Source organism: Synechococcus sp. OH30 (assembly GCF_047462175.1).
In the GTDB taxonomy this organism is placed as follows: domain Bacteria; phylum Cyanobacteriota; class Cyanobacteriia; order Thermostichales; family Thermostichaceae; genus Thermostichus.
In genome coordinates this window covers 56,457-68,943 of sequence record NZ_JANSIP010000008.1, presented here as the reverse complement: position 1 = coordinate 68,943, position 12,487 = coordinate 56,457, and the positions used below count along the sequence as shown (strand labels likewise).

11 protein-coding genes and 1 tRNA gene are annotated in these 12,487 nt (G+C 60.5%); 4 read left to right on the top strand and 8 right to left on the bottom strand.

Going from position 1 to position 12,487, the window contains the following annotated elements; all coding sequences use genetic code 11:
• Positions 1 to 10 precede the first annotated feature (10 nt).
• The 3 genes from NW830_RS09750 to NW830_RS09740 all read right to left on the bottom strand — a co-directional run bounded on the left by NW830_RS09750 (position 11) and on the right by NW830_RS09740 (position 4,429).
• Positions 11 to 1,483: an S-layer homology domain-containing protein gene (locus NW830_RS09750; RefSeq protein WP_414362458.1), complete on the bottom strand. Its 1,473-nt coding sequence runs from the start codon at positions 1,481 to 1,483 to the stop codon at positions 11 to 13.
• A gap of 126 nt (positions 1,484 to 1,609) precedes the next feature.
• A complete protein-coding gene (locus tag NW830_RS09745) occupies positions 1,610 to 2,650 on the bottom strand; it encodes an NADP(H)-dependent aldo-keto reductase (protein WP_414362459.1) in 1,041 nt (346 codons plus the stop codon).
• A gap of 81 nt (positions 2,651 to 2,731) precedes the next feature.
• A complete protein-coding gene (locus NW830_RS09740) occupies positions 2,732 to 4,429 on the bottom strand; it encodes a hypothetical protein (RefSeq protein WP_414362460.1) in 1,698 nt (565 codons plus the stop codon).
• Positions 4,430 to 4,910: 481 nt separating this feature from the next.
• Here NW830_RS09740 and NW830_RS09735 point away from each other — a divergent pair, with 481 nt between their 5' ends.
• On the top strand, positions 4,911 to 6,035 hold the full coding sequence (locus tag NW830_RS09735; RefSeq protein ID WP_414362461.1) for a PP2C family protein-serine/threonine phosphatase: 1,125 nt from the start codon (positions 4,911 to 4,913) through the stop codon (positions 6,033 to 6,035).
• An 18-nt stretch (positions 6,036 to 6,053) separates the two neighbouring features.
• On the opposite strand, the gene NW830_RS09730 is transcribed toward NW830_RS09735, so the two are convergent.
• The 4 genes from NW830_RS09730 to NW830_RS09715 all read right to left on the bottom strand — a co-directional run bounded on the left by NW830_RS09730 (position 6,054) and on the right by NW830_RS09715 (position 8,330).
• Positions 6,054 to 6,350, bottom strand: a complete 297-nt coding sequence (locus NW830_RS09730; RefSeq protein ID WP_414362462.1) for a BolA family protein — start codon at positions 6,348 to 6,350, stop codon at positions 6,054 to 6,056.
• 49 nt (positions 6,351 to 6,399) lie between these two features.
• Positions 6,400 to 6,473 (bottom strand) — tRNA-Met (locus NW830_RS09725).
• 105 nt (positions 6,474 to 6,578) lie between these two features.
• Complete coding sequence (locus tag NW830_RS09720; RefSeq protein ID WP_414362463.1) at positions 6,579 to 7,850, bottom strand: DUF4912 domain-containing protein; 1,272 nt, start codon at positions 7,848 to 7,850, stop codon at positions 6,579 to 6,581.
• A gap of 261 nt (positions 7,851 to 8,111) precedes the next feature.
• The gene (locus NW830_RS09715) at positions 8,112 to 8,330 is read right to left on the bottom strand and encodes a hypothetical protein (RefSeq protein ID WP_414362464.1); all 219 of its coding nucleotides are present in this window, start codon (positions 8,328 to 8,330) and stop codon (positions 8,112 to 8,114) included.
• A 30-nt stretch (positions 8,331 to 8,360) separates the two neighbouring features.
• On the opposite strand from NW830_RS09715, the gene NW830_RS09710 reads away from it, so the two are divergent.
• The 3 genes from NW830_RS09710 to NW830_RS09700 all read left to right on the top strand — a co-directional run bounded on the left by NW830_RS09710 (position 8,361) and on the right by NW830_RS09700 (position 11,358).
• A complete protein-coding gene (locus NW830_RS09710; protein ID WP_414362465.1) occupies positions 8,361 to 9,062 on the top strand; it encodes a hypothetical protein in 702 nt (233 codons plus the stop codon).
• A gap of 79 nt (positions 9,063 to 9,141) precedes the next feature.
• The gene (locus tag NW830_RS09705) at positions 9,142 to 10,260 is read left to right on the top strand and encodes a glycosyltransferase family 9 protein (protein ID WP_414362466.1); all 1,119 of its coding nucleotides are present in this window, start codon (positions 9,142 to 9,144) and stop codon (positions 10,258 to 10,260) included.
• A 198-nt stretch (positions 10,261 to 10,458) separates the two neighbouring features.
• Complete coding sequence (locus NW830_RS09700) at positions 10,459 to 11,358, top strand: DMT family transporter (protein ID WP_414362467.1); 900 nt, start codon at positions 10,459 to 10,461, stop codon at positions 11,356 to 11,358.
• A gap of 6 nt (positions 11,359 to 11,364) precedes the next feature.
• Here NW830_RS09700 and NW830_RS09695 read toward each other — a convergent pair whose 3' ends face one another.
• Entirely contained in the window at positions 11,365 to 12,486 is a 1,122-nt protein-coding gene (locus NW830_RS09695; RefSeq protein ID WP_414362533.1) for an iron-containing alcohol dehydrogenase family protein, read from the bottom strand.
• Between the last annotated feature and the right edge of the window lies 1 nt (position 12,487).

Here is a 12,487-nt window from a genome sequence, read left to right as displayed (position 1 = left end):
TGAGTTTTCCCTAAGGGCTAGGAGAAGGCTCTCCGCCAGCCTGGGGACTCGGCGTGGGTGTGGGTTCTGGAGTAGGGGTAGGTGTGGGTGTCGGGGTCAGCTGGGTGGCCCGCACCTGGAAAGACCACTGCTGGAGGGCGGTGTTGCCGCTGGGATCGGCAATTTGGACGGCAATCAAGGTTGGTCGATCAGTGGGCAGCGGCTCGGCGGGGGTATAGGTAAAGCCAGTGCGGCTGAGCTGGGCTTGGGCGGTAACGTCGACGTTGTTCACCAGCAGGGTAAAGCTATTGAGGTCGATCCCCTGGTCATCCTGAAAGCGAGCGGAAATGGATGGGCGCGGGTTGTCGGTCACCGCTCCGTTGGGCGGAGCCAGATCGCTGATGGTGGGGAAGGTGGTGTCGGTCACCTGCCCAATGGTGATGGTTTTGTCCGGCAATTGGACTAGGGTCACCAGCCCATCCCGCTCCAGACGGGCAAATACCGGCGCTTCTAGAGCCCGGTCTTGGCTGCGGAAGGTGTAGCTGCCCTCGTATTGGCCGGGGCGGGTTTCCTGCAGGGGCAGGTTGTAGGCAATGCCGGGAATGGAGAAAGACGCCTGCGCCCCCGGGGATCCCAGCAAATACACCGTCAAGGTATCTCCCGGCTTGACGGATCCCAGCTCCTCGCGGGCAAAGAAAGTCCTCACTTCCGGCGCGGCAGGCAGCGTTTCCACCAGCGGCTCCACGGGGATGTCCGGCGTAGCCAGGGGCTCAGGGGTGGGGGTAACCTGGGCGAGGAGTTCGGTGGGGATCCCTGGTCTGGGAATGGCAGCTCCCACCGGTGGGTCTAGGCTGGGCACCCGGCCCACCTTGGCCAGCGCTTGGTAGGTAAGAGCCGCCACTTCCCCCCGCGTGGCCACCGCCTGGGCATTCAAGCGGGTGGGATCAGGGTAGAGCACCAACAGCCCTTCTTGAAGTGCTGTCGCAATGGGGGCGCGGGCAAAGTTAGGCACCCGATCGCCATCCGCAAACCCCGCGAGGATGGCCTCAATTTGACCGGGATCCTCGAGGAGCTTACCGTTGGTGGCAGCGCGGGTCAAGACAGTGATGGCCTGGGCACGGGTGAGGACCTCGTTGGGACGGAAGGTGCCGTCGGGAAAGCCGGAAACCAACCCTGCTGCTGCCGCCGCGCCGATGGAGGGAGCTGCCCAGCTGGGAATGGGATCAGCAAAAGGACGCACGGGAACGTTGGTGTCTAGCCCAAAAGCTTTGGTAACGATGACAGCAAACTGGGCGCGGGTAATCGACTCATTGGGGCGAAAGGTGCCATCTGGAAACCCGCTGATGATCTGCCGCTCATTGAGCCCGGTGATGTACTGGGCGCCCCAGTAGGTGCTGATATCAGAAAGTTGCGCCCAAGTGGGATCCCCCATCCAAACCAAGCTGCTGCAGCCTACCACCAGAGCTGCCGTCTTCCAACCCTGCCAAAGGAAAAGGTCGCGCATTGTTCACACCTCACGATCTGCCAAAAGAGGTCATGGGACGTCTGTGGGTCCAAGAAGAGGGACCAACTCAGACAGAGTGGCCCTAGACGCAGAAAGTTCTCCTTGGCGGGCCGTTTTGTTGCCTGCCTAGGGCGCAGGATTGGGGTAGCGCTGGTGCACCGCCTCAATCTCCGCCAGGATCTCAGGCGACAGCTCCACCTCCAGGCAACTGAGGTTTTCCTTGAGCTGAGCCAGGTTGGTGGCCCCAATGATGGTGCTGGTAACAAACCAGCGGCTGCGCACAAAGGCCAAAGCCAACTGGGCAGGAGTCAGGCCGTGCTGGCGGGCAATGCGTACGTAGGCAGCTACCGCCTCTTCCACGTTCGGCTTGCGGTAGCGCTGGCCAAAGCTCTCAAACAGGGTCAAACGGGATCCCGGCGGCTTGGCGCCCCCCAGGTATTTGCCCGTCAGCAGCCCAAAGGCCAGGGGGCTGTAGGCCAGCAAGGCCAGCTGCTCGTGGCGGCAGACCTCTGCCAGGCCCATCTCAAACGTGCGGTTGAGGAGGTTGTAGGCATTTTGAATCGAAACCACCTTGGGCAGGCCCAACTGCTCGGCCACGTGGCAGAACTCGCAGACCCCCCAGGGGGTTTCGTTGCTCAGGCCGATGTAGCGCACCAGGCCCTCCTGCACCAGTTCCGCCAAGCCCTGCAGTTGCTCGGCAATGGGGACGGTGGGCCGCTCCTGGCTGGGATCATAGGCCACCCCCCCAAACAGGGGCACATAGCGATCCGGCCAGTGGATTTGGTAGAGGTCGATGTAGTCGGTCTTCAGGCGTTTGAGGCTACCAGCCACTGCCTGCTTAAGATTGTTGCGGCTAATCGAGAGAGACCCGCCGCGGATCCAGTGCCAGGGTCGCCCCGGGCCAGTGATCTTGGTAGCGATGATGAGGCGCTCCCGCGGCTGGTGCCGTAGCCACTCGCCAATGTAGCGTTCTGTGGCTCCCTGGGTTTCCGCCCGCGCCGGCACCGGGTACATCTCGGCGGTATCGATGAAGTTGATCCCGTGCTCCACCGCGTAATCGAGCTGTTCCCAAGCCTCAGTCTGGGTATTCTGCTCACCAAACGTCATGGTGCCGAGGCAGATCTCCGAAACCTGCAGAGGGCTGTGGCCAAGCTGGCGGTAGCGCATGGGAACTTGCCGTCTCCAACCCTAAACAGCACACCAGTCCCCATTGTGCCCAAAACTTGCCAGCCCCTGGAATCCCTGCCCCTACTCTTGCTGCAGCACAGGCATGTACTCGCGGTAGATCTGGTTTAGGATTTCCAGGCCAATGCGGGTGCGACTGTCGGGGGGCTGAGCTTCAATGGCTGCCTTTACTTGCAAGATGGTGCCCACTGGGTAGGGAGAACGCAGCTCCTCCCGCTTGCCCAAAAACACATCCGTGAAGTAGTCAATCAGCCGCTTGACTTCTCCCATGTCCTTGCGGGAAATGTCCATATCCAAAACGGTGGTCAATTTGGCCCGCATCGCCTGGAAGCTTTGCTGACTGGTGTTGAGGGCCACCCGCTTGGCTAGGCTATCCACCACAATTTGGCTGATCTTCTCCACATTTTGAGTTACAATCTCGCGGTGGCGGGCAGCAAAGCGCAGTTGCACTTCATGCAAAAATTGTTCTCGCTCCAGGATTTGGATGCCCTGCTGCTCCAGATCCACTCCGTAGCTTTGCAACTGCTTGTACTGGTTTAAAACCCACTGGTTGTAGAACGAATCGGCCAAAACTCGCCAATAGCCAATGAGTGTTGCCTCAGCAAAGGGGATGCTAAGCAAATAGGCCTCGCTGGTGATCCGGTGCAAATGCTCGGTTAGCTTGTCCCGCTCTTTCTCGTCCAAGTAGGAGGTGCGCGGCACCCAAGCTGCTCCGTACTCGCTTTTCACCTCCACAGGGAGGGAGATCAAGAGAGTGTCGAAAAATTGGTGGAGGCTGAAAAGGAGAAACTTATTTGGATCCTGCAGGCGGTTGAGGAGCTCTTGTTTTTTCTCTTCTTGGTATTGGGCTACCAGTTGCTGGGCCTCGGCGGCCTGGCTGCGCGCTGCCTCCACCTCTTGCCGCAGCTTTTCGATCGCTTCTGCGCTCGGCACCTCGGTAGCAGCAAGCTCCCCCTCTCCGCTGAAATAACTGCCGCCCGGCCCTGGGCCACCGAGGCTTGCCAGCGGTTCGTCGCTGTCGTTATCCAGCGTCAGTAGGCGAGAAAGAGCCCGCAGCCGAGCCCGCCGATCGGAGGAGCCCAGGGATCCCACCTCCACCGGATCCCGACTTTCCCAACCGTCCAGTCCACCGATGCGATAGAGCGTGTAAAAATACTTGCTGAGCAGAATTGCCAACAGATGCTTGTTTTTGACCTCGTTGTACTCCAGGTAGGCCCGCAGACACAGTTGGAAAGCGATGTTGGGCAGGCTGCGACACACCCTCATAATCTGGGAGTATACTCTTTGCAAGTGGGGCCGAAAGCGGCGCGGGATCGCCTCGGGTCGCAGGCCACGCAGCAAAAACTCCGGCTGGCGCAGATCTTGAGGGGTAAAGTAAAAGCTTTCTTGCCAAAGCAGCTCGTCCAGGTCGCGGGCAAAAATCGGCTTCAACTGATCGATGATCTGCACAACGACCGCTTCGTTAAAAACCGGTATAATTTCTTCAATACGCAGCTCCTCGTAAATAGAATGCAGCCGCTTGCTGCGAAAGTCCTCGATCGAGATCAGCCCCTTCATGGTTCCAATCCGACCGTCGCTCCTCAGAAACTTGTACACAATCTCGGCCGTGGCGCTGGGAGAGAGGACGGGGGTTCCTGTCAGGTCGGGGGAAATTTGCAAAGGTCGCAGCAGGCGGCTGGTTTCGCTAAGGCTGAAGCAGCTCCAGGAAGCGGGGTTAAGCACCACTGAGGAGAGGCTGCCCAGAAATTGCTTCTCATCCAAGTCCTCCAGCCGGATTTCTCCCCTGGGAGCTTGGCGGGGTGCCGTGGGTGAAGCCGCCTGCGAATCCCGAACGGACGGAGGAGATAAAGGTAGGGGGGATGCACTCATGCAGCAAAGGGCGTTTAACCTCGAAGGTCACTCTAGACCGGCAAAGGATGGGTAAGATGTGATCTGTGTCTCTATGTCCAACGGAAGTCTCTAAAGCAGAGTCTGCCCAAAAACCTCGCGCTGTGATCTATTGCTACCAGTATCTGGGAACGGTCAGCTTTTGGGTAGCGTGCAACCACGGTTTTGGGGCTCCACCGATCGATACGCAACTTTAGCTCTGGTGGACGAGGTTGCTGAGTCTTTCCCCCCTCTTGCCGAGCCAGTTTTTCTGCCCAACCCCTAAGCTACGATAGAAGGCCTGCCTACCGGTATGTCTATCCAGGAGTTGCGGTTTGATGCGTTCTGAATTCGGGTTGATTCAGGATTAGGGTGCATGACGGCCATTTTGATTGTCGACGACGATCCCACGATTCGGCTGGTGTTGAAGCGATCCCTGGAGCGGCAGGGCTACACCGTCGAGATGGCCAGCGGTGGCTTGGAAGGGCTGGAGAAAGCTCATCTCCTAACCCCGGGGCTGATTATCTGTGACTGGATGATGCCGGATATGGATGGGCTGGAAGTCTGCCGGCGCATCAAGGCGGATCCCAAGTTTTCCACCACCTTCTTTATTTTGCTCACTGCGCGCACCGAAGTCGAAGACCGCATCCAGGGCCTAGATGCCGGGGCAGACGAGTTCCTCAGCAAGCCCATCGATCCCAATGAATTGCGGGCGCGGGTGCGGGCTGGGCTGCGCTTGCACCAGCTCAGCTATGACCTGCAGCAGCAAACTGCCCGACTGCGGGCGGAGTTGGCCGAAGCAGCCAGCTATGTGCGTTCGCTTTTGCCCAAGCCGGCCGACTTCTCACCTCACCAAATAGCGATCGAGTGGTGCTTTTTGCCCTCCCAGGAGTTGGGGGGCGATTCGTTTAACTACCACTGGCTGGACGAGGATCACCTAGCTATTTACCTTCTGGATGTGTCAGGGCACGGGGTGGGATCCGCCCTCTTGTCCGTGTCGGTGATGAACCAGTTGCGTTCCCAGAGCCTGCCCGACACCGACCTGCGGCAGCCAGATGCGGTGTTGCGCGCCCTCAACCAATCCTTCCAAATGGGATCCCACCATGACATGTACTTCACCCTCTGGTATGGGGTTTACCGTCCGGGATCTCGCTTGCTTTCTTTTGCCAGCGCTGGCCACCCCCCCGCTCTGTTGGTTGCTCAATCAGATCCCATCCCCCTAGAGCTGAAAACACCCAATTTGCCCATTGGCATTTTGCCCGATCAGGACTTTGCTAGGGACGAAGTGCGGATCCCGGCCAACAGTTGTCTCTACGTGTTCAGCGACGGGGTTTACGAAGTGTCCAGCTCGGAAGGGATCTGGGGAATGGAGAACTGGAAGTCGTTCCTAGGCGCCCATGCCTGCATTGGCCTCGATCGCGTTCTGCAACACATCCAATCTTTCCGCGGCAGGGCGGATCTTGAAGATGATTTTTCCCTGCTCCGCATCAGCTTTGGCTAGGGGCTACCGCAAGCCGGCTCAAGATGAAGGGGATTGGGAGGACCAAAGAGCTAAGCTGGGATCTCCTCCGCGAAGCTGCTCCCACTGAGCGGGGGTAAAAGTGCGCAGGGACAAAGCGTGGAGGCGGCCGTCCTGCAGGTAGGTTTTTAGAGCCTCATTCACCAGTTGGTGCTGTTTGAGGAGGGGGAGGCCCTGGAATTGCTCGGCCACGACAATGGCCTGAAAATGGTTGCCATCACCCACCGTATCTTCTACCCGCACTTGTGCACCAGGCAGGGCAGCTTGTATCAAGGCCTCAATTTCCCGCGGATCCATGTGCTGTCTTCCCGCCTTCGGCTTACCAGTTGCCTAGCTTGGGTTCCTATAGCGGGGACTGGATTTGAACCAGTGACCTTCGGGTTATGAGCCCGACGAGCTACCAGGCTGCTCTACCCCGCGTCGTTCTTTTACTCTAGCCTGTTTCTTCCAAGGTCGGCAAGTCCCTCGTTAACAGCAGAAAAAGCCCCCCTGGCAGGCGGGGGGAGGAGAGTAGGGGTAGAACCTCTAGGGCAGCAGTTCTTCGAAGGCTTCCTCCTTGGGGTTGGTGCGGCGGGAGAGGGTGCGGCGGTCGAAGGTCATGTGGATCTCCCGGTTTTGCTCGCCGTCGGCAGCCACGGCAAAGATGGGGAAGTCGATGTTGCCATCCGGGAAAGCCATGTGGAAACGGAAGGTGCCATCGGGGTTGAGCTGGATCTTGCGCCCGCCAATGGTAACGGTGGCGTCCGGCTCCGTGGCTCCATAGACAATCAGCTCCGCATCAGCCACCAGCCAGAACTTGCGGGAGCGCCGCGGCAGGACTTCGGAAGCGCCGGAGAACAGCCCCAGGCCCGATCCAGAAGCCATCCAAGGGGCAGCAGGCACCTCTGCCATGCCCATCATGCCCACACCTGAAGGGATAACAAACGAGCTAATGGCCTGCTCGGGCACCAGTTGACGGCTGCCCATTTGGTGGCTGCCAAACAGGGATCCCGCCACCCGCATTGCCTCAAAACCGCCCACCATTTCCAGGAAGGGATCCGCTGTCGCCTCCCGCTGCGGCTCGTCGCCTTTGTAGGCCACCACGCCCATGCCGGCAGCGCTGCGCTTGTAGGGCTCGGTGAGCTGGTAGAGGGTGCGGCCCTGGAGGGGCATGTCAAAGGGCACGGTTAGGAAGTGCTCTTCCAACCAGTCAGAGGGGAAGACCGGCGGCACCATCACTGCCGCTGAGCGGGCCAACATCAGCCAGCGACCATCTGCCGTCCGGTAGCCAATCTCCACCAAATAGGAGCGGTCACTCACTGGGATTGGCAAGTACCACTCCCGCGCCAACTCATCGCAGGGGTACTCCTGCATGCTGTGAGCCGGCTGGCGGTCGAAATCAATATCGGTTACATCGTACAGACGCAGCGCCAACTGCTGGCCGCCCTCGCGGCGCTTGCTCTCCTTGGCTTCGTTGGGCACATCCCAGTAGGCGTAGGCCCACTGGGGATCCCGCGGCAGCAGGACAATGCGGCTTTCGCCATAGCCCCCGGGCAGATCCCCCAGCCCCTTGTCCACATCAGCCAGATCCAGCTTGCTGGCTACTTGGCCGACATACTTCGTCCCGGTAACTACCTCTTGGCCACTGGGCTCCGGCATTGCATTCCCGGGGGGACCAGCCTTGGCCTGGGCCTCCCGAATAGCCTGGATAAGCTGGTCTTTGGTCATGCGGCTGTACTTGGGGATCTGATAGCGGGCAGCTTCTTCTCGCAACTGCCGAATGGTCATTTCTTCCAACGGGATCCGCTCTGGTGGCATGGTCAGGGTCTCCTGTTCTCAACAGATTGGGCTTGTGCACACGCTCCACTAGCTAACCCAAAGGCCGATCCCCACTTGTGGCTAAGGGCAACCCCTGGCTCACGGGGGTAACAGCCTGCCTTGTGCTTTCCAACCGCTGATGACCCCAGCTTGGGATCAACGGGGATCAAGGGCATGATGAACCCATGTTCACGTATTTCTGCCTATTGGTCAAGAGCCTGGGGATCGCTGGGGATCAACACCTCGTTTTCCCAGCCCCCCCTAAGCCAAGGATCCCGCCGCAGGGGAGAAAAAGCCAAAGGAAGGACTGCGCGGGATCCCCTGCCGAACCGGCAGGGTCTGGCTAGCATGGGGAGGGGTGAGGCGCAGGTCATCAGGCCACAAGGTGTGGGCATGAGGTGCTGGAAGGAGAGACCGCACAGGGCCGGGATCGGGGCAATCTTGGTGACGGTGGTGGCGGGAGGGATTCTTCCCCTCCATGGGACAAAAACAGCTTGGGCACAAACCCCGTTGTTCCCTCCCCTTTACCGCCCCCCTGCTTCAGTCGTCGAGGGACAACCGCTCCCAGCAGAAACGCCCTGGCGGCCAGTTACTCCTGACCAGTTGGAAGTAGAGTCGGTAGTTTCTAGCGAGGAGGCAAGGTCGGAAGGGCCAGTTTTCGATTTGGAGTTGCTGCGCCAGTTCGGCAGCGGGGGCGGTGGCTCGGGTTCTGGCCAGGGAGAAGGGAGCGGGCCCGGCAGCGGCCAGAGCGGGGGGCGCGGCTCCAGCCCTGGCTCGGGGGTGGGCACAGGCCAAGGGCCAGGGGGGGGAGCTGGCCTCGAGGCGGGATCCCGGCGGCAAACCCCGCAGGTAACAGGGCTGCTCGTGGATGCCCGCGGCCTGGATTTTCTGCCCAGCCAATCGATGCGCCTTTTGGATCCCGACGGCAACCCAGTTTACCCGCCCGCCAATCTTGGCCAGGACCTCAATGTTGCCTTTGTGGGCAGCGAAGGCACCGCCGCCTACGCCACCTCGGAAGAGCAGGCCCGCTTGCTAGTCAACCGCATTGGGGAACGGCCCTACCGCATCCGCGCCATGCGCACGCTAGGCTACGACCTGGTGATCTCCGCCGAAGATGCCTTCAACCTGCGCCAGATGAACGCCGTCGATGGCTTTCTGGATCGCTTTGCTGTGGTAGTCATCTGGGATGGCAGCCAGGCCAGCCGGCCTTGAGTAGCCCTGGGGATGGTAGCTTAACAAAAGGTGCTCTGCCCTGCGGACGCAAACAGCTTTTTCTGGGGATCCCAACCCTATGCAGCGCTTTGCCAACCAACCCCTGCGGGAACGGCCCCATCTGGCAGTATTTTCTTCCAGCAAGGTGGGCAACTTTGTGGTCACCGTCCCCCTCCTGCGGGGCCTCAAGGAGAAATACCCCGGCTGTGTGCTGGATTTTTTTGGCAGCGAGATTACCCGCGACTTTGAGCTCCACTGCCCCTACATTGACTTTAGTTTCCCCCTCTACAGCCGCCGCCCCGATTACCTCGAGGCCCTAACAGCAGCAGTACGGGAACGGGTGGCCCAGGCCGGGCCCTACGATCTGGCCATCAATTGCGACGAGTTTAGCGAGCTCAACCTGGTGGCGGTGACGGCCCTGCGCCCCCAGTACATTGCTGGCGCCTGCTTGACCCTGGACTTTCGCCGCAAGTTGGATCCCGGCCCCGACCCGGTGCAGCGCATGCTCCAGGACGACGACTGGAACAGCCTGGAGTTTTTGCAGCGCTACAAAGACATCCTCACCAGCAACTACATTGCCGAGATCTTCTGCCGCCTGGCTTATGTGGAAACAGATTTTTTCCGCCTAGAGCTGCCCAGCCGGGATCCCGACTTTCCCGTGCCGGAAGTCCTGGTGCACATCACCACCACCCGCCGTGCCAAGATGTGGCCGCTCGAGTACTGGCGCCAAGTGATCCAGTGGTGCCAGGGACAGGGCCTGCAGGTGGGGCTAATTGGCAGTGCCCCCGAGCTGCAGCGATCCCTCTACCACGGTGACGGCGAAGAGCAACTGATGGCTGAAACAGGGATGATTGACCTGCGGGGCAAAACCAGCCTCCTCGAGCTGGCCGGAGCCCTGAAGCGGGCGCGGGTCTGTATCTCTGTGGATGCGGGGCCGATGCATATTGCAGCGGCCGTGGGCTGCCCCACCATTGCTCTGTTTGGCAACGATGCCGATGGCGATGGAGCTAGCCCGGTGCGGCTGTGGGCGCCTCGCCTGCCCCATGTTTACATTACCCAAACTTCCTATAAATGCCGGGTCTGCGTGGAAAACAAGTTCAAAAACGAAGCCTGCCTGGTGGAAGGCCACCCCTGCATGACCCACCTCCGGCCAGAAACAGTCATTGGCTACCTGCAGGAGATTCTAAAGAAGACCTAGGACTTCCAGCCGGTGGCTCCTCTTGAAGTCTTTTTCCCTGCTGACCAGGGGGGCAGGGAGTGCTCAGGAGCGCAGGTTGGATCCCTGACAGTCCGCTTAGGGTGAGAGTTCAAGGCTGAAAAGTCTGTACTTAAACGTTTGGGTGTGAGCTGTAACGTTGAGAACGCGCCAGTGGGCCGGTTTGCGGAGGGGGGCCAAATGAGAGCCTGGCAAGGGGTTGCCCTGAAGCTGCTGGCCACCTTTTGTTTTGCCTGTTTGGGGGCGATCATCCGGCTCAACACGCCCGCCCTGCACCCTTTTGAAATTGTGTTCTTGCGTAACCTATTTGGGTTGCTTGCCCTAGTGCCGCTGCTTTTGCAAGCAGGGATCCACTCTCTGCGCACCGCCAAGATGGGCTTCTACCTCCTGCGCTCGGCAATCAGCACCTTGGGGATGCTGCTTTCCTTCTGGGCAGCCAGCCTGTTGCCTTTGGCGGAAGCAACGGCGCTGAGCTTTGTCCAGCTTTTGTTTGCCAGCCTCATGGCGGTCTGGGTGTTGGGCGAACAGATGCGTCCCTCCCGCTGGCTGGGGTTGGGCCTGGGGTTTGCCGGGGCCTTGGTGATGCTAAGGCCGGGCTTTCGGGAGCTCTCCTTAGGGACAGGACTAGCTTTGGCGGCGGCAGCCCTCTTTGCCTGGGTAACCATCGTGCTCAAGATCCTCGCCCGCACCGAGTCCAGCCTCACGATCACTGCCTACATGGGCCTGTTGCAGACCCCTCTTTCTTTTCTGGCTGCCGTCTGGGTTTGGAGGTGGCCTTCGCCGGAGCAGTGGCTGTGGATGGCAGCTATGGGGCTGCTGGGCAGCCTGGGCCAGGTGGCCCTCACGCAGGCCTACAAGCTGGCCGAGGTGACGATGCTCCTGCCTCTTGATTTTTTTCGCCTCCTCTGGGCTAGCCTGCTCGGGTTCTGGGTCTTTGCCGAGATCCCGGATGGGTGGACTTGGATGGGCGGAGCCTTGGTCTTGGCAGGCGCCACCTCTAGCGCCTACCGGGAAGCTCGGCTGCAGAGGGCCCAAACCCCCGCCTGGACTGGCAAAGTGGGAAAGCGGGAAGATCCCTAGGCCAGCCTAGAGCCGCGGCAGGACGGGACTGGAGCTGGTCAAGTCGGTGGTGGTAAGGGCCACCAGCAGGGCTTCGGGGCTAACAGGGAAGGGCAGGTGGTGGATGCCCGAGCCTGGCTGGCAGGCCACTTGAGCTGCGTGCAGCAGCTCGGCGGATCCCAGGTGGCCCAGGTGGAGATCCCGCAAGTTAAGAGGTAGCCCCACCTGGCGGTAGAACTCCAGCAAATGGGTGCGGGCGGCCAGCGCCAACTGGCTTCCCTGCAGGATTTCCTCCAGGCGAAGCTGGGCCAAGATGCCAAAAGCCACTTTCTCGCCGTGCAGGGCGGCCCGGTGGCCCACCAGATGAGTAAGACCGTTGTGGACAGCATGGGCGGCCACGGTGCGACACTTGGCTCCTCCCATGCCGCCGACAATCCCCGCTAGGCAAATGCAGGCGTCCACCACCTGCCTCCAAGCAGTCCCACCTGGCTCCCGCAGGGCCGCCACCGATTTTTGCAAGAGCAAATCCCGTAAGACGCGGGCCTGCTGCACAGCGCCGATCACCAGGGCATCTTCTGAACTGCCGCTGCTCACAGAAGACTCGTACCACTTGGCCAAGGCATCTCCGATCCCGGCCACCAGAGTGCGTGCTGGTGCTTGCAGAATCAAGTCATAGTCCAGGATCAAAGCAGCGGGAGCCTGATCCAGGGCCACATCCCGCTGAAAAGCTCCGGCCTCCGAGTAGATGTTGGACAGGGCGCTCCAGGCGGCACAGGTGGCAGCAGAGGTGGGCACTGTTACCACCGGGATCCCCAACCGATGGGCCACCAGCTTGGCGGTATCCAACGCCTTGCCGCCCCCCACCCCCAAAATGCCGGTTACGGATTCTGCTGTGGCCAGAGCCTGGAGACGAGCCAGCTCCGATTCGGTGCAATCGACGCCATAGGTGCTCCAGTAAACCTGAACGGCGGGATCCCGCTCCAGATTGCGCTTCAGGGGCAGTTCAGCCACAGCTAGCGATCGCTCCCCCCCGATCACCAACACGCGGGATCCCAGGATCGTCAGGGGGACGGCCTCGAGAATGCCGCTGCCCCGGTACACCCGGCCCGGCGCCGGAATGGCTAGGTCGAATTCACAAGTGCTCAGCATT